The sequence below is a fragment of the Comamonas badia DSM 17552 genome (assembly GCF_000484635.1).
GTDB classification, from domain to species: Bacteria; Pseudomonadota; Gammaproteobacteria; order Burkholderiales; family Burkholderiaceae_C; genus Comamonas_C; species Comamonas_C badia.
Window position 1 is genome coordinate 374,102 of sequence record NZ_AXVM01000001.1, and the last position, 15,801, is coordinate 389,902.

13 protein-coding genes and 1 tRNA gene are annotated in these 15,801 nt (G+C 66.9%); 9 read left to right on the forward strand and 5 right to left on the reverse strand.

All coding sequences use genetic code 11. The features are described from left to right. The first annotated feature begins 94 nt into the window (after positions 1-94). Positions 95-1,945 (forward strand): MobH family relaxase, encoded by a 1,851-nt coding sequence (gene mobH, locus K320_RS0101860; protein WP_024537188.1) that lies wholly within the window; start codon positions 95-97, stop codon positions 1,943-1,945. A gap of 26 nt (positions 1,946-1,971) precedes the next feature. Here mobH and K320_RS0101865 read toward each other — a convergent pair whose 3' ends face one another. Next, entirely contained in the window at positions 1,972-2,271 is a 300-nt protein-coding gene (locus tag K320_RS0101865) for a helix-turn-helix domain-containing protein (RefSeq protein ID WP_003282197.1), read from the reverse strand. A 106-nt stretch (positions 2,272-2,377) separates the two neighbouring features. Between K320_RS0101865 and K320_RS0101870 the strand changes: the two genes are divergently transcribed. Continuing rightward, the gene (locus K320_RS0101870) at positions 2,378-3,004 is read left to right on the forward strand and encodes a substrate-binding domain-containing protein (protein ID WP_024537189.1); all 627 of its coding nucleotides are present in this window, start codon (positions 2,378-2,380) and stop codon (positions 3,002-3,004) included. Between the two features lie 47 nt (positions 3,005-3,051). Here K320_RS0101870 and K320_RS0101875 read toward each other — a convergent pair whose 3' ends face one another. The 3 genes from K320_RS0101875 to K320_RS0101885 all read right to left on the reverse strand — a co-directional run bounded on the left by K320_RS0101875 (position 3,052) and on the right by K320_RS0101885 (position 5,597). Further along, positions 3,052-4,905, reverse strand: coding sequence for a tyrosine-type recombinase/integrase (locus K320_RS0101875; protein ID WP_013518687.1), 1,854 nt, complete (start codon positions 4,903-4,905; stop codon positions 3,052-3,054). A gap of 238 nt (positions 4,906-5,143) precedes the next feature. Then, positions 5,144-5,217: transfer RNA gene (locus K320_RS0101880), tRNA-Gly, on the reverse strand. Positions 5,218-5,258: 41 nt separating this feature from the next. After that, a complete protein-coding gene (locus K320_RS0101885) occupies positions 5,259-5,597 on the reverse strand; it encodes an ArsR/SmtB family transcription factor (protein ID WP_024537190.1) in 339 nt (112 codons plus the stop codon). Positions 5,598-5,686: 89 nt separating this feature from the next. On the opposite strand from K320_RS0101885, the gene K320_RS0101890 reads away from it, so the two are divergent. The 7 genes from K320_RS0101890 (at position 5,687) to K320_RS0101920 (ending at position 14,432) form a co-directional block, all read left to right on the forward strand. After that, positions 5,687-6,742: an efflux RND transporter periplasmic adaptor subunit gene (locus K320_RS0101890; protein ID WP_024537191.1), complete on the forward strand. Its 1,056-nt coding sequence runs from the start codon at positions 5,687-5,689 to the stop codon at positions 6,740-6,742. Positions 6,743-6,744: 2 nt separating this feature from the next. Then, positions 6,745-9,987: an efflux RND transporter permease subunit gene (locus K320_RS0101895; RefSeq protein WP_024537192.1), complete on the forward strand. Its 3,243-nt coding sequence runs from the start codon at positions 6,745-6,747 to the stop codon at positions 9,985-9,987. A gap of 65 nt (positions 9,988-10,052) precedes the next feature. Beyond that, positions 10,053-11,420 carry a TolC family protein gene (locus tag K320_RS17935; protein WP_245593817.1) on the forward strand — a complete coding sequence of 456 codons (1,368 nt, stop codon included), beginning with the start codon at positions 10,053-10,055 and terminating at the stop codon, positions 11,418-11,420. 44 nt (positions 11,421-11,464) lie between these two features. Further along, positions 11,465-12,751 (forward strand): NAD(P)/FAD-dependent oxidoreductase, encoded by a 1,287-nt coding sequence (locus K320_RS0101905; RefSeq protein ID WP_024537194.1) that lies wholly within the window; start codon positions 11,465-11,467, stop codon positions 12,749-12,751. A gap of 83 nt (positions 12,752-12,834) precedes the next feature. After that, a complete protein-coding gene (locus K320_RS0101910) occupies positions 12,835-13,974 on the forward strand; it encodes an NAD(P)/FAD-dependent oxidoreductase (RefSeq protein WP_024537195.1) in 1,140 nt (379 codons plus the stop codon). A gap of 37 nt (positions 13,975-14,011) precedes the next feature. Then, positions 14,012-14,221 (forward strand): YgaP family membrane protein, encoded by a 210-nt coding sequence (locus K320_RS0101915; RefSeq protein ID WP_024537196.1) that lies wholly within the window; start codon positions 14,012-14,014, stop codon positions 14,219-14,221. A 13-nt stretch (positions 14,222-14,234) separates the two neighbouring features. Beyond that, a complete protein-coding gene (locus K320_RS0101920; protein ID WP_024537197.1) occupies positions 14,235-14,432 on the forward strand; it encodes a YgaP family membrane protein in 198 nt (65 codons plus the stop codon). Between the two features lie 155 nt (positions 14,433-14,587). On the opposite strand, the gene K320_RS0101925 is transcribed toward K320_RS0101920, so the two are convergent. Then, the gene (locus K320_RS0101925; RefSeq protein ID WP_024537198.1) at positions 14,588-15,796 is read right to left on the reverse strand and encodes a serine hydrolase domain-containing protein; all 1,209 of its coding nucleotides are present in this window, start codon (positions 15,794-15,796) and stop codon (positions 14,588-14,590) included. Positions 15,797-15,801: the final 5 nt, after the last annotated feature.

The window sequence follows — 15,801 nt, forward strand, 5'->3', positions numbered from 1 at the left end:
GCTGGGAAGGGGCAAAGGAAGGGCGCCAAGGGGAAAGGCCCTATCCTGAAAAGGCCAAAAGGCGCCCCGAGCAGCCCGTCATCCGGGGTTCGCCATGCTCTCGCTGTTCCAGCGCAAAAGGGTGCCACCCGCCGCCGGCACACCGCCCACCTCCGCCATCGAAACTCAGAAAGGGTCGATGCGGCCGGAGTCGGCCGCATCGCTGCTGGCCACGCCGCGCCGGCAGAAACTGCTGGAACACATCTGGCAGCGCACATCGCTCTCGCGCCGGCAGTTCGCCACGCTCTACCTCGGCCCACTGGAGCGCTACGCCGAGCTGGTCCAGCAGTTCCCGGCCTCTGAGAACCACCACCACGCCTATCCGGGCGGCATGCTGGACCACGGCCTGGAGATCGCCGCCTATGCGCTGAAACTGCGGCAGTCATACCTGCTGCCTGCGGGCGTCACGCCGGAAGCACAGGCGGCCCAGGCCGAAGCCTGGACCGCAGGCACGGCCTACGCGGCCCTGCTGCACGACGTCGGCAAGATTGCCGTCGATCTGCACGTCGAGCATGCCGACGGCAGCGTCTGGCATCCCTGGCACGGCCCGCTGCGAAAGCCCTACCGCTTTCGTTACCGAAAGGAGCGTGAGTACCGCCTGCACAGCGCCGCCACCGGGCTGCTCTACACGCGCCTTCTCGATCGGGACATCTTCGACTGGCTCAGTGGCTATCCCGACCTCTGGGCCGCGCTGCTGTACGTGCTGGCCGGCCAGTACGAGCATGCCGGCACGCTCGGCGAACTGGTCGTGCAGGCCGACCAGGCATCGGTCGCCCAGGAACTCGGCGGCGATCCCAGCAAGGCGCTGGCGGCGCCCAAGCATGCGCTGCAACGCAAATTGCTCGACGGCTTGCGCTACCTGCTCAAGGAAGCGTTCAAGTTGAACCAGGCCGGCCCGGCGGACGGCTGGCTGACACAAGACGCCTTGTGGCTGGTGAGCAAGACCGTCTCCGACAAGCTGCGCGCACATCTGCTGTCGCAGGGCATCGACGGCATCCCGGCGAGCAACACGGCGGTGTTCAACGTGCTGCAGGATCACGGCATCGTGCAACCGACGCCGGATGGCAAGGCGATCTGGAAGGCTACCGTCACCAGCGACGCCGGCTGGTCGCACGCCTTCACCTTCCTGAAACTCTCGCCGGCGATGATCTGGGATGCCGCCGATCGGCCGGCGCCGTTCGCAGGCCGTGTGCAGGTCGAAGAGGAACAGGCGGAGCCGCCGCCGCTAGCGCCGGCGGTGGCCGATGGGCCGCGCGTGGAAGGTACCGAAGCTGCACCCGCGAGCACGGCGCCGATCGCATCCATAGCCACGGACACCGGCGTGGCCGCGCTGCTCGATCTGCTCGGCGACACCGCTCCGCCCACAGCACCGGAGACCCCGAGTTGTCCTGTCGCCGAGCCCGAGCCGACCCCTTCGACCGTGCCCCCGCCACAGATGAGCCTCGCGCCTTCCCAGGATCGCGCGGAGCCCTCCGGGGCGCACTTCATGGCCTGGCTGCGCCAGAGCATCCAGACGCGCAAGCTCATCATCAACGACGCCAAGGCCCTGGTGCATACCGTCGCCGGCACGACCTATCTCGTCAGCCCCGGCGTGTTCCAGCGCTACGCGCAGGAGTACCTTCAAGTCGCCGCGCTGGCCAAGCAGGAGAAGCTGGAGGGGTGGCAGTGGGTACAGAAGCGCTTCGAGAAGCTGGGACAGCACCGCAAGCAGCCGAGCGGGCTGAACATCTGGACCTGCGAAGTCACGGGGCCGCGCAAGTCGCGCCGGCTGCACGGCTACCTGCTCGTCAGCCCGGATACGCTGTTCCAGGAGACGCCGCCAGACAACCCATACCTGCGGCTCCTCAACGAGGCCGCAAAGCGCGAAGATTCAGCCCTTGGGGGCAAGGACGACGATCAGGCGTAGGCATGCGACCGCTGTGCGGGCCGGCTTCAATCTGCGGAGGGGGCCGACTCCGCCAGCTTGGCTTCGGTCAGAGTCATCAAGTGGGCGGAACTGCATTTCAGCGCACGGGCAATCTTGAGGATGAGAGGGAGCGTGGGGACATGCTCGCCGCGCTCGATCTTGCCCATGTGCGACCGTTCGATGCCGGCCATGTGGGCCAGCGTTTCCTGAGCGATACCCTGGTTGGTTCTTTCTTCCCGCACGGCAGCCCCAAACGCGATGGCTGGTTCCGCTTCGTAGGTAGTGGTGCCGGTGGGGCGGCCCCTTTGGATCGAACGCTTTGGCATTGCCAAGAGCGTCGAACACGGTCAAGATTTAAACCACGTTAAACTTAACTCATTCAACGGCTTCGAGATCAGTTGCCACGAGTTCACCGCCTGGGGGGAGCTGGACGTGGAATCGAGTGACATCACCGCCGAAATTCGCATGGCCGTCCTCGGCGAATGGGTGCCTCCCCAGCTCGCCGACGTGCTCGCCCTGCAGCGTGCCGAAGAGCCGGAGACTCATGCCGTCCTGGCCGGATGGACAGATCCCGTTCGAGGCGCGGAGCTGCCGGGCGACGGCTTCGACTTCGCCTTGTCTGCGGTTGCCAGGCAGTGGCCTGGCTGGGTATGCGAGCCGCTGTGGCATGACACGCTGGCGGTCGCCGTGGCCAAGCGCTCCCACCTGCTGGCCTACCGTGAAGTGCCGTGCGAGGAAGTGCTCAAGCAGCCCTTGATCTGCTCGCAGTCCACGGCCGATGAACCATGGCGCATGACCGTGCAGCGCGTGTTCGAGAACGCGCTGCAGGAGCGGGAGCAAACGGTGGAGACATTCGATGTGGCGATGACGCTGGTTGCCGCCGGGTACGGGATCGCCATTGCGCCTGCCGCGAGACTGGCGAGCTACCTACGCCGAGGCATCGCCGTGCGGCCGCTGGCCGGCGCACCAACGATCGTGATGGCTTACCTGCTGCGCCGCCACGCTTCCTTGTCGGACACCCAGGCAAGATTCGCCCGCCGCGCGCGCTTGGTGTCCTGACAGACGCGCGGGAATCGCGGTTTCGCCACGATCCCGCATTCCTGCTGCTAGGCGACCCCGACTCGCGGCGGGGTCCATTCGCTTTCCTTCACGGCTGTGCTCACTGCCATGACGAGCTTGTCGAGATTGCTGGCCGTCACGCCCTCCAGTGCCGAATGCCCCCGCAGCATCGAGCGCGGTTGCAGCAGTGCATGGTAGATCTGCCAAGGGTCCGCACCCCTGGTCAACTTCAGGACGGACTGGATCAGCTCGTGCTTGAGTGGGTCGAGGTGCCAGTCCGGCACGCGCTGGCCGCGGTTGCCTACGTTCAACGCCAGCAAGTTGCCCGCCTTGATCTCGTAGCTGATCCACCTGCGGGATTTGCCCGCCATCTTGGCAAACGCAGCGACGGGAAGGTTGTGCGGCGCCTCGAAGACATCGAACAGCTCCATCCTCTCGCGCTGAATGTCCGAAGGCACCAGCGGCGCGGCCGATCGAGGGGGCGGAACCGCCGGCAGCCGATGTGCGGCGGCAGAAACCAACGGCATGGCGTCGCCCGGCTTCGTCACGAGCAGGATTGGCGAAGCGGCAACCGGCGTAGAGGGGGCGCTTGCGGTTTGCTCACTCGGGAATGCGGGCACGCCTTCCAGATGCACGGTGAGCGGCATGCTGGCCGCCTCGACCTGGTTCTGCTCGAAGAGGTCGAGCCGATCGGCCCAGTCCTGCATCATGCGGCGACGCTGCTCCACGTACTCGGCATGGTTGTAGGTCGCGCTGACCTTGTTGGGATCGACATGCGAGAGCTGTGCATCCACCCAGACCTTCGGGTAGCCGATCTCGTTGAGCGCAGTGGACATCGTGCCGCGAATACCGTGTCCCGTCAGGCGTTCCTGATAGCCCATGCGCTTGAGCGCACCATTGAGCGTGTTCTCGCTGATGCGCTTCTTCAAGTCGCTGTCGTGCCGGAACAGGTGGCGCTGGGCCGGCTTGAACTCATCCAGCAGGTGCCGGACGATCTCCATGGCCTGAATCGATAGCGGGACGATGTAGGGCGGGATGTCCTTTGGCTGCTGCCGCTTCTTGCGCATATCCAACTGGAGTTGCTTCACGACGTCGGGCGGGATGATCCACAGCCCACGGTCCAGATCGAATTGATCCGGCGTCGCCTGTCGCAGCTCTCCGGTTCGCACGCCAGTCAGCAGCAATACCCGCAGCCCGAGCTGGGTCTGCCGCCTGCCGCGATAGCTGCGCAGCCGCTGCAACAGCTTCGGCAGCTCGGCCATGCGCAGGAACGGGTTGTGGTTGACGGGGGGCAGCGGCAGCGCCACCACATCGAGATCGGAGGCGGGGTTCTGCTCCAGGCCCGGCACGATCACCAGCGCGTAGCGGAACAGTTGGTTGAACCACGTCCTGACTTTCTCGGCGACGGAGAGCGCCCTGCGCTTCTCGATCTTGGCGATCACCTCCAAGAGGTCGGGACGCTTGATCTCATAGATCGAGCGCTTGCCCAAGGTAGGCAGCACATCCTTGTCGAAGATGCGCGGAAGTATCGAGAGGGTCGTCTGCCGGCCTTCCTTGAGGCTGAGCCCGCGATGCTTGAGCCACTTGCGATACACCGCATCGAAGGTGTTTTCGTCGGCGAGCCGGACAGCGGTGCGCTTCTGCTTGCGGTGAACGCGAGGATTGATGCCTTTGGCCAGCAGGACGCGCGCTTCATCGCGTAGGCCGCGGGCCTCGCGAAGCGTCACCTCCGGGTAGGTGCCGAGCGACATCCGCTTCTGCTTGCCCGCCCAGTAGTAGCGGAAGTGCCAAGTCCTGCCCCCTGCCGCGGTGACGGCCAGGGAGAGGCCATCCAGGTCAGGGAGGGTGTATGCCTTGCCAGTTGCCTTGGCCTGTCGAACGGCCAGGTCTGAGAGTGCCATGCTCTTGCTCCTGAACATGAGTCAGGAACCAGATGCTGGTCACGTCGACCTCGCCCCTCCATCAACAATCCGGAATCAGCCGCGCCCTCAAAAATGGACTTGTTTGTGGACTCAAAAGTCCCGGCTGTAGGCGGATCGCAGTGGACCACGGCAGAACATCAAAGAGAGGAAAAGTCTTTGTGTGGCAACGACTTGCAGACTCTCTTGGACTTCTGCGGAAGTCCGCAGATTGATGCAGTGGAGCGGGTGAAGGGAATCGAACCCTCGTATGAAGCTTGGGAAGCTGCCGTTCTGCCATTGAACTACACCCGCTCGAAGCGGCGGATTCTAAGGCATGGCACGGGGTGCAGGGCTCAGAGCATCGCCTTGAATGCATCGTGCACCGCGCTCGCCGCCTGCATGCGGCTGGCGATGCTGCCGCAGACCAGATCGCACAACTCATCCACCCGCGCATCGGCGATACGGAAGTAAACGCTGGTGCCACGCTCCTCGCGCGCGACGATGCCGTGCTTGGTCATCAGCGAGAGGTGGCGCGAGACGTTCGCCGCGGTGGAGCCCACGGCCTGCGCCAGTTCTCCCACGTTGTATTCGCGCTCGCGCAGCAAGTTCGCCAGACGCAGCCGCATCGGCTCGGCCAGCACCCGGAAGTACGCAGCCAACTGATCGATGACCTCGGGAGGCATGTTTCTCATTGCGTGATCTCCATGCCTGCATTATACTCTTGTTGATTAATTACGTTAATACGTAAATAATCAAAAACAGATTGACTGGATTTTCCCTCATGAACCTGCATCGCTCAAGCGCCGCTCTTCTGGCCAGCCTTTGCGCCCTGCTCCTTTCCACCGTCCACGCGGCGCAAGAGGCGCCCAGCGTCCCCTTGTCATGGGCGCCGGTGCAGACCAGCACCCAGGCCCCGCCGCAAAGCGTGGACGCCAGGGTGGAGGCAGTGCGCGACGCCACCCTGGCCGCGCAGGTGGGCGGCAGCATCACGCAACTCACCGTGCATGCAGGCGACCGCGTGAAGGCCGGGCAGGAGCTGCTGCGCATCGACGCCCGCATGGCCAGCCAGGGCGCCGCCGCCAGCAGCGCCCAGGCGGCGGCAGCGCAGGCGCAGGCGGCCGTCGCAGCCAAGGAGTACGAGCGCCAGCAGCAGCTGTTTGCCAAAAACTACATCAGCCAGGCGGCGCTGGACAATGCCCGCGCGCAGTGGCAGGCCCGCCAGGCGCAGGTGCAGGCGCTGCAGGCGCAGGCCGGCGCAGCCCTCACGCAATCGGGCCTGCATGTGATCAAGGCGCCGTTTGATGGCGTGGTCGCGAGCGTGCCCGTGGCGCTGGGCGACATGGCGCTGCCGGGCAAGCCACTCGTCACCCTGTTCGATCCCGCAGCCTTGCGCATCTCGGCCGCGCTCACGCAGACGCAGGCGGCGCGGCTCGCCGGCGCAACCCAGGTGCAGGTGGAGCTGCCCGGCGCTGCCGAGCGCATCCACATTGCCGCAGACGCGCTGCAGCGGCTGCCCACAGCCGACGCGCAAAGCCACGCCGCCACGGTGCGGGCCACGCTGCCCGCCGGCGCATCGGGCGCGGTCCCGGGCGGATTTGCCCGGCTGTGGTTCCAGGGCGCCAGCGCGCAGGGCGATCAGCGGCTCTTCGTGCCCGCCGCCAGCGTGGTGCGCCGCGCGGAGATGACCGGGGTGTACGTGCGGGGCGGCAACGGCAAGCCGCAGCTGCGCCAGGTGCGTCTGGGTCAGCTTGCGGGCGAGCAGATTGAAATCCTGAGCGGCGTGAGCGGCGGCGACCAGATCGCCACCCAGCCGCAGGCCGCCGCACGGGTGCGTTGACCATGGGCCGACCACTCGACCCTTCGATGGGCATTTCCGGCCGCATCGCGCAGGCGTTTCAGAACGCGCAGATCACGCCGCTGCTGGCGCTCGTCGCGCTGCTGCTGGGGCTGTTTGCCGTGTTCATCACCCCGCGCGAGGAAGAGCCGCAGATCGACGTGACCATGGCCAACGTCATCGTGCCCTTCCCCGGCGCCTCGGTGCGCGAGGTGGAGGAACTGATCGCCACGCCCGCCGAGCAGGTGCTGTCGCAGATGCAGGGCGTGGAGCATGTGACGAGCGTCTCGCAGCCCGGCATGGCGGCGCTTACCGTGCAGTTCAAGGTGGGGGTGCCGCGCGAGGCCGCGCTGGTGCGGCTGCACGACACGCTGCGCAGCAACGCCGACTGGCTGCCCCGGGGTTTGGGAGCGCTTGAGCCCATCATCCGCCCCAAGGGCATCGATGACGTGCCCATCGTCACGCTCACGCTCTACAGCGAGAATCCCGCTACCGGCGCCTACGACCTCGAGCGCGTGGCGCACAGCGTGGAGGCCGAGCTCAAGCGCGTGAGCGGCACCCGCACGGTGACGACGATAGGCGGGCCGGGGCGCGCGGTGCTGGTAGCGCTCGATCCCGCGCGCATGGCGGGCAGCGGCGTCACCGTCGATCAGCTGCGCGGCGCGCTGCAATCGGCCAACCAGGGGCTGCCGGTGGGCGAGCTGCTGGGCGGCAACCAGAGCGTGGCGATCGAAGCCGGTCCGCACCTTGCCAACGCCCGCGAGGTGGCCGACATCGTCGTCGCCAGCCACGCGGGCAAGCCGGTGTATCTGAAAGACGTGGCCAGCGTGCAGGACGGCCCGCCGCCCGCCACGCGCTACGTCTGGCACAGCGTGGTCAAGGATGGCGTTGCCACCGAATACCCGGCGGTGACCATGGCCGTCACCAAGAAGGCGGGCGAGAACGCAATTGATGTGGCAGAGGCGGTCATGGCCCGCGTGCAGCAGCTCAAGAACACCGTCATCCCGGCCGACGTGCAGATGGCGGAGACGCGCGACTACGGCGCCACGGCGAATGACAAGGCGCAAAAACTCATCCAGAAGCTGATCTTCGCCACGCTCTCGGTGGTTGCGCTGGTGTTTTTCGCGCTCGGGCGGCGCGAATCGCTGATCGTCGGCGCCGCCGTGGGCCTGACGCTGGCGGCCACGTTGTTCGCCTCCTGGGCCTGGGGCTTCACGCTCAACCGGGTGTCGCTGTTCGCGCTGATCTTCTCCATCGGCATCCTGGTGGACGACGCCATCGTGGTGGTCGAGAACATCCACCGCCACCAGGCGCTGCACCCCGAAAAAACGCTGCTGCAGCTCATCCCCGGCGCCGTGGATGAGGTGGGCGGACCCACCATCCTGGCCACCTTCACCGTGATCGCCGCGCTGCTGCCCATGGCCTTCGTCAGCGGCCTCATGGGTCCCTACATGGCGCCGATTCCGATCAACGCCAGCATGGGCATGGTGATCTCGCTGGCGGTGGCCTTCACCGTCACGCCCTGGCTGGGGCGGCACTGGATGAAGAGCCACCAAGGCGCTGCGGCGCAAGAGCACACGGGCCTTGCCGCCCGGCTCGCGCCGCTGTTCGAGCGCCTCTTCCGCCCCCTGCTCGACGAGCAGCGTGGCAGGCGCAACCGCAGCCTGCTGGGCCTGGCCGTCGCCGCACTGATCGCCTTCTCGCTGCTGCTGCCCGCCATCGGCTGGGTGCAGCTCAAGATGCTGCCGTTTGACAACAAGAGCGAGTTCCAGGTGATCGTGGACATGCCCGCGGGCACCCCTCCCGAAAAAACGGCCGCCGTGCTGCACGCGCTGGGCGACTACCTTGCCAGCGTGCCCGAGGTGACCAACTTCCAGGCCTATGCCGGCACCGCCGGGCCAATCAACTTCAACGGCCTGGTGCGCCAGTACGACCTGAGGAGCGGCGGCCAGGCGGGCGACATCCAGGTGAACCTGCTGGGACAGCACGAGCGCAAGGAGCAAAGCCACGCGATTGCCACGCGCGTGCGCCCGCACCTGCAAGCGATCGGGGAAAAGCTGGGCGCCAACGTCAAGGTGGTGGAGGTGCCACCCGGCCCGCCGGTGCTCTCGCCCATCGTTGCCGAGATCTACGGGCCCGATGCCGAAGGCCGGCGCAAAGTGGCGCAGGACGTGCGCAAGGCGCTACAGAATACGGAGGGCATCGTCGATCTGGACGACTCCTCGATTGCCGATGCTCCCAGGAAGCTGGTGCTGGTGGACCGGCGCAAGTCCGCGCTCATGGGCGTACCGCAAGCCGCGATCGTCAGCGCGCTGCACGCCGGTCTGGCGGGCGAAGCCGCCACCTGGCTGCACGACGCGCACAGCAAATACGCCACGCCCATCCTGCTGCAGCTGCCCGCCGACCAGCACGGCAGCCTGGACGCGCTGCTGCAGCTGCCGGTGCGCACGGCCACGGGCAAGCTCGTGCCCATCCACGAGCTGGTGACGGTGAGCGACACGCTGCGCGAGCAGCCCATCCATCACAAGGATCTGCTGCCGGTGAACCTCGTCGTCGCCGACATGGCGGGCCGGGTGGACAGCCCGCTCTACGGCATGTTCGATGCGCGCTCGGCGATCGGCAAGATCATTGCGCCCGATGGCGCGGGACTGGACGAGTATTTCATCCGCCAGCCCAGCGACCCCTACCGCGCCTACAGCCTGAAATGGGATGGCGAATGGCAGATCACCTACGAGACCTTCCGCGACATGGGCGCGGCCTACGCCGTCGGCCTCATCCTCATCTACCTGCTGGTGGTGGCGCACTTCGGCTCCTACCTCACGCCGCTCATCATCATGGCGCCGATTCCGCTCACGATCATCGGCGTGATGCCGGGGCACGCGCTGCTGGGCGCGCAGTACACCGCCACCAGCATGATCGGCATGATCGCGCTGGCGGGCATCATCGTGCGCAACTCCATCCTGCTCGTAGACTTCATCCGGCTGCAGGTGCAGGCGGGCGCGGAGTTCAAACAGGCCATCGTGCAGTCCGCGATCACGCGCGCGCAGCCCATTCTGCTGACCGGGGTGGCGGCCATGCTCGGCGCCTTCTTCATCCTTTCCGACCCGATCTTCAACGGCCTGGCGATCTCGCTGATCTTCGGCATCGCTGTCTCCACGGTGCTCACGCTCGTCGTGATTCCCCTGCTCTACTACATGGCCTACCGCAGGCACGTGGACGTGGTGCGCGGGCAAGGAGGGGCGCAATGACTCACCAAACCATAGCTGCTCGCACAGTACCAGCAAAACCTGGAGCCATATTTCTATTGAAATTCGTGCTGCTGCTCGCCGCGATCTGGGTGTTCGCTCCCACCGCCCAGGCGCTCACGCTGCTGCAAGCCTGGCAGGCCGCCGAACAGCACGACAGCCCGCTCGCCGCCGCCCGCGCCGCCGCCGGCGTGGCCGAGCCGCAGCGCCAGCAGGCCGCGGCGCTGTGGCGCCCGCAGGTGGCGTTGACCGCATCGGCCGGCCTCGGCGCCAGCGACACGACGATGCGCGGCGCGCAGTTTTCCGCGCCCGGCCTGGGCACCTCCAGCGGCGTGGACTTCGCCACCTCCATCCACGGCGGCGCGGCCACGCGCGTGGCGCTGCAGGCCAGCCAGCCGCTGTACAACCCGCAGCGGCGCGCACAGCAAAAGCAGCTGAACCTGCAGGCGGACCGCGCCGAACTCGCACTGCACGGCGCACGGCAAGACGCGATGCTGCGCACCGCCAGCGCCTACCTGAGCCTGGCGATGGCGCAAGAGAAACTGCGCGTGCTGCAAGGCCAGATTGAGGCCGTGCAAAGCGCCGCGAAAGAAGCACAGGATCGCTTCGAGCTCGGCGCCGCGCCCATCACCGCCGTGCACGAGGCGCGCGCCGAACTCGCGCTGCTGCAGGCCCAGGTCGCGGCCGCGCAGGCCGACATCCAGACGCGCACCCAGGCGCTGGCCGACACCACCGGCCTGCCCGCGGCCAGCCTGGCGGTGCAATTGCCCGCGCAAGCCCAGCCCGAGCCGCGTGCGCTCGCCGTCTGGCAACACCTGGCGCTGGACGCCAGCACCGCCTTGCGCGATCAAAGGCTGGCCACCGACCTGGCGCGCGCGGCGCTGGACCAATCGGCCGCGGGCAAGCGCGCCACGGTGGACCTCGTCGCGCAGGCCGCGCAGGACCGGCTGGACGGCCATGGCGATTTCGGCTCGGCACGCAACACCAGCGTGAACGCCATGGTGGGCGTGCAGCTCACCATCCCGCTCTCCACCGGCGGCATGCAGTCCGGCCGCGAGCAGGAGGCCGCCGCGCGCCTGGCCGCCGCGCAGGCGCAGGAAGACGCCACGCGCGAGCAGCTCGCGCGCGACGTGCAATCGGCCTGGCTCGCCATGCACAGCGGCGCCAGCCAGATCACGGCCCTGCAGGCGGCCCTGGCCGCCAGCGAGCTGCGCCAGGACGCCACGCACACCGGCCATGAGGCGGGCGAGCGCACCCTGCTGGACGTGCTGCGCGCCCGCAACGACACCGCGGCCACGCGGCTGCAGCTCTCGCAGGCGCAGGTCAGCACCTTGCTTGCCCGCCTGCAGCTGGCGCAGGCGGCGGGCCAGCTCGACGAAAACGCGCTGCGCGAGGCGAGCACAGCGTTTTCCACGCAGCCCGCCACCCGGCCCTGAACGGACATCCACCCACGCTCACCCCCACCCACCAGGAAACAAACATGGCCCATATCGTGATCCTTGGCGCAGGCACCGGCGGCATGCCCGCCGCGTACGAACTGCGCGCCACGCTGGACAAGACGCACCGCATCACCGTGGTCAACGCGACCGATTACTTCCAGTTCGTGCCCTCCAACCCCTGGGTGGCCGTGGGCTGGCGCGAGCGCACGCAGACCACGCTGCCCATCGCTCCGAGCCTGACCAAGAAGGGCATAGCGTTCATCGCCCAGCGCGTGGACAAGATCGACGCCGAGGGCAACGCCATCGAGCTGGCCAACGGCGAACGCCTGGCCTACGACTACCTCGTCATCACCACCGGCCCCAAGCTCTCGTTCGACGAAGTGCCGGGCAGCGGCCCCTTGAACGGCCACACGCAATCGATCTGCACCGTCGATCACGCGGAAAGCGCCTGGGCCGAATACCAGAAATTCCTGCAGAATCCCGGCCCCGCCATCATCGGCGCCATGCCCGGCGCATCCTGCTTCGGCCCGGCCTACGAGTTCGCCTTCATCTTCAACAAGGACCTGCAGAAGAGGAAGCTGCGCAATAAAGTACCGCTCACCTTCGTCACCAGCGAACCCTACATCGGCCACATGGGCCTGGCCGGCGTGGGTGATTCCAAGACGCTGCTGGAAAGCGAGCTGCGCAGCTTCGACATCAAGTGGATCACCAACGCGAAAACCACGCGCGTGGAGGCCGGCAAAATGTTCGTCACCGAACTGGACGAGGCCGGCCAGACCAAGAAGGAACACGAGCTGCCCTTCAAGTTCAGCATGATGCTGCCCGCCTTCAAGGGCGTGGATGCGGTGGCGGCCGTGCAGGGCCTGTGCAACCCGCGCGGCTTCGTGCTGATCGACGAATACCAGCGCAGCAAGCAGTACCGCAACATCTTTTCGGCCGGCGTCTGCGTGGCCATCCCGCCGGTCGAGGTCACGCCCGTGCCCACCGGCGCACCCAAGACCGGCTACATGATCGAGACCATGGTCTCGGCCATCTGCCACAACATCGCCGCCGAGCTGGCCGGGCAGCCCGAGAAAGCCACCGCCAAGGCCACCTGGAACGCCATCTGCCTGGCCGACATGGGCGACACCGGCGCCGCCTTCGTGGCGCTGCCGCAGATGCCGCCGCGCAACGTCAACTGGTTCAAGAAGGGCAAATGGGTGCACCTGGGCAAGATCGCGTTCGAGAAATACTTCATGCGCAAGATGAAGACCGGCTCGCCCGAGCCCTTCTACGAAAAGCACGTGCTCAAGGCGCTGGGCATAGAACGGCTGGAGAAGCCGCAATGAAAGCAGGGGCCAGCCCGCGGGAGTAAACCCTGCACACCAAGGAGTCAGAAAAGGCGCGGCCGCAGCGCGCCACTGAAACACACATGAGCACCACTCCCCACATCGTCATCCTCGGCAGCGGCTTCGGCGCGCTCTCCACCGTGCGCGAACTGCGCAAGCGCCTGTGCAACGCGCCCATCACCCTCGTCTCGCCGCGCGCCGAGCTGCACTACCTGCCGGGCATCATCTGGGTTCCCAGCGGCAAGCGCCGCCGCGAAGACCTCATCGTGCCGCTCGCGCCCTTCTTTGCGCGCATGCGGGTGCGCCACGTGCAGGCCGACGTCACCGGGCTTGAAGACGGCGCCCGCAGCGTGCTCGCCAGCACCGGCGAGAAGATCGCCAACGATGCCCTGGTGATCGCCACCGGCGGGCGCTTCATCAAGAAGCTGCCCGGTATCGAGCACGCCATCACCCCCTGCGAAGGCATCGCCGCGGCCGAGAAAATCCGCGACCGGCTCAAGGCGATGCAAGGGGGCTCGATCGCCATCGGCTTCTCCGGCAACCCGCAGGAGCCCGCTGCCGTGCGCGGCGGGCCGATGTTCGAATTCACCTTCGGCATCGATACCCAACTGCGCCAGGAGGGGCGGCGCGAAAAGTTCGAAATCACCTTCTTCCACCCCAAGCAGGAGCCCGGCAAGCGCCTGGGCGCCAAGGCGGTGCAAGGCATTCTGGGCGAGATGGCGCGGCGCGGCATCCATACGCACCTGGGCCACAAGCCGCTGCGTTTCGAGGCCGGCAAGGTGGTGACCGAAGGCGGCGAAATCCCCGCAGACCTCATCCTCTTCATGCCCGGCATGACCGGCAACACCTGGTTTGACGCCACCAGCCTGCCCCGCTCCCCCGGCGGCCTGCTCGCCGCCGACGCGCAATGCCGCGTGCAGGGCTTCAGCAACACCTGGGTGGTAGGCGATTCCGGCAGCTTCCCCGGCCCCGAATGGGCGCCCAAGCAGGCCCACATGGCCGATCTGCAGGCCGCCGCCGCCGCGCAGAACCTCATCGACGCGCTGGCCGGGCGCCCGCAAAGCGCCGGCTTCAAGACCGAACTGCTGTGCATCATCGATTCGCTCACCGAGGGCAAGCTCGTCTGGCGCACGGAGCACCGCAACCTCGCCCTGCCGCGGCTGCGCCTGATGCACTGGGCGAAGTCGCATTTCGAGGCGCGCTACCTGCGCCAATACCGCTGATTTCCGTTTCCCGTCATTCACCTCAAGGAGTATTCAAATGACCACTGGAAGAATCGTCCGCTTCATGGCGGGCCTGTTCGTGCTGATTTCGCTCGCCCTCGGCGTGCAGGGCAGCCCGCTCTTCGTCAGCCCCTGGTGGCTGGCCTTCACCGCCTTCGTCGGCGCCAACCTGCTGCAAAGCAGCCTCACGCGCTGGTGCCTCATGGAAACCGTGTTGCGCAAATTCGGCGTCCAATCCGGTTGCTGAAAGGGGAGCTGCCATGCAAATCAACGTAGGCGGCTGGGACCGCATCCTGCGCATCGTCGTCGGCGCCGTGCTCATCGCGCTCGCCGCCTTCGGGCAGATCGGCCCGTGGGGCTACATCGGCATCGTGCCCGTGCTCACCGGCATCTTCCGCTTCTGCCCGGCCTACACGCTGCTGGGTGTGCGCACCTGCCCGATGAAGAAGCCGGAGTAAGCCCGCCGCATGCGCGCACCCGCGTGGCGGGGGCGCAGAAGCCGGTTTTTCCAGAGCTGCGCCCCCCATCGGGATGTACCCCTGCGCGTTCGACGGGCCTCGTCTGCGGCACGGCTCCCTCGCAGGGCCGTTGAGCACATCGCGCGGCAACGGATCTATTTCGCGGCAGGGGCGGGGATCGGTTGATCCGGCGCCAGCGCCGCCGCCACATCCATCAGAATCTTCGGGCCGGCATCGCTCACTTGCCCGGTGGTTGCGTCGAACGCATCCGGAAGATAGGTAGTGATCACCGCGATCGCGATTTTTCGCGCCGGCAGGTAGCCCACCGCCGCACCGCTGCCGGCAAAGAATTTGTTGCCGGTGATCCACGGGCCCAACAGGACCACACCCAGTCCGAACGAGAAGCTTCGCGTGTTTTCCCGGCACACGTTGCAACTGCCGTCTTCCGGGGTAAAGCCAAAGCCGATGAGGTGCGGCTCGACCTGCTCGCCGCGCGATTGCGGCGACAGCAGCTTGCCCGAACCGATCGCCGCAATCGAGGTGGTCAGATCCGCCACGTCGGTCGTCTGCAAGGCGCCCGCGGGCGCTGTCCACGACGGGTTCCAGTAGGTGGTGTTTTCGTAAAACGGCGCTCCGGGCGCAATCCCCATGCCCTCTCGGCGCTCCGAGCTGTACGTCTGCAGGACCGGCGCGGGAATCGCGGGCGTGTCCGACCCCATGGTCTGGCGCAGTCCCATCGGCTGGAAGATGTACCGCTGCATCAATTGGCTCAGCGGTGCACGGCCGGCCTGTTCCAGCACCTGGCCCAGGATGGCGTAATTGGTATGCGAATAGCCGAAGTTGGTCCCCGGCGCGAACATCGCCGGCGCGCGGGTCCCGATCCGGATCAGATCATCCGTCGCCCACTGCCGGAAGGGATCGGCATCAACGCCGTCCGACACTTCAGGCTGGTAAACGTAGTCGGCGTAGCCCGAGGTGCTGTTGGCCAGCATCCTGATGGTGATGTCGCTGGCACGGGGAAGATCCGGAAAATACCGGGACAGCTTGTCGCCGAGGCTGATCTGCTCGCGGTCGACCAGTTCCATCAGCACCGTCGTGAGATAGCTGTATGCGACGAACCCGTTGCGCACGTGCATGTCTTCGGTGGCGGGAACGCCGTCCGCCGACTCACCCAGCGCCTGGCTGTAAAGCGGCTGACCATCGGCCGTCACCCGCAGGATCAGCGACCTCAGGCGGTACTGGGCCATGGCGCGCTGGGCAATCGCCGCCACCTCGGCCCGATCGACCGCCGGATCCGTCGCGCTGCCGCCACAACCCGCAAGCAGCAGCGGCAAAGTGACGAGGAAAACGAGAAAACCTTTCATTCGAC

Bases quoted from the DNA above. Each gene is read 5' to 3' on its own strand.
- mobH (WP_024537188.1), top strand. From the start codon at position 95: ATGCTCTCGCTGTTCCAGCGCAAAAGGGTGCCACCCGCCGCCGGCACA.
- K320_RS0101925 (WP_024537198.1), bottom strand. From the start codon at position 15,796: ATGAAAGGTTTTCTCGTTTTCCTCGTCACTTTGCCGCTGCTGCTTGCG.
- K320_RS0101890 (WP_024537191.1), top strand. From the start codon at position 5,687: ATGAACCTGCATCGCTCAAGCGCCGCTCTTCTGGCCAGCCTTTGCGCC.
- K320_RS0101920 (WP_024537197.1), top strand. From the start codon at position 14,235: ATGCAAATCAACGTAGGCGGCTGGGACCGCATCCTGCGCATCGTCGTC.
- K320_RS0101865 (WP_003282197.1), bottom strand. From the start codon at position 2,271: ATGCCAAAGCGTTCGATCCAAAGGGGCCGCCCCACCGGCACCACTACC.
- K320_RS0101875 (WP_013518687.1), bottom strand. From the start codon at position 4,905: ATGGCACTCTCAGACCTGGCCGTTCGACAGGCCAAGGCAACTGGCAAG.
- K320_RS0101915 (WP_024537196.1), top strand. From the start codon at position 14,012: ATGACCACTGGAAGAATCGTCCGCTTCATGGCGGGCCTGTTCGTGCTG.
- K320_RS0101895 (WP_024537192.1), top strand. From the start codon at position 6,745: ATGGGCCGACCACTCGACCCTTCGATGGGCATTTCCGGCCGCATCGCG.
- K320_RS0101905 (WP_024537194.1), top strand. From the start codon at position 11,465: ATGGCCCATATCGTGATCCTTGGCGCAGGCACCGGCGGCATGCCCGCC.
- K320_RS0101885 (WP_024537190.1), bottom strand. From the start codon at position 5,597: ATGAGAAACATGCCTCCCGAGGTCATCGATCAGTTGGCTGCGTACTTC.
- K320_RS0101910 (WP_024537195.1), top strand. From the start codon at position 12,835: ATGAGCACCACTCCCCACATCGTCATCCTCGGCAGCGGCTTCGGCGCG.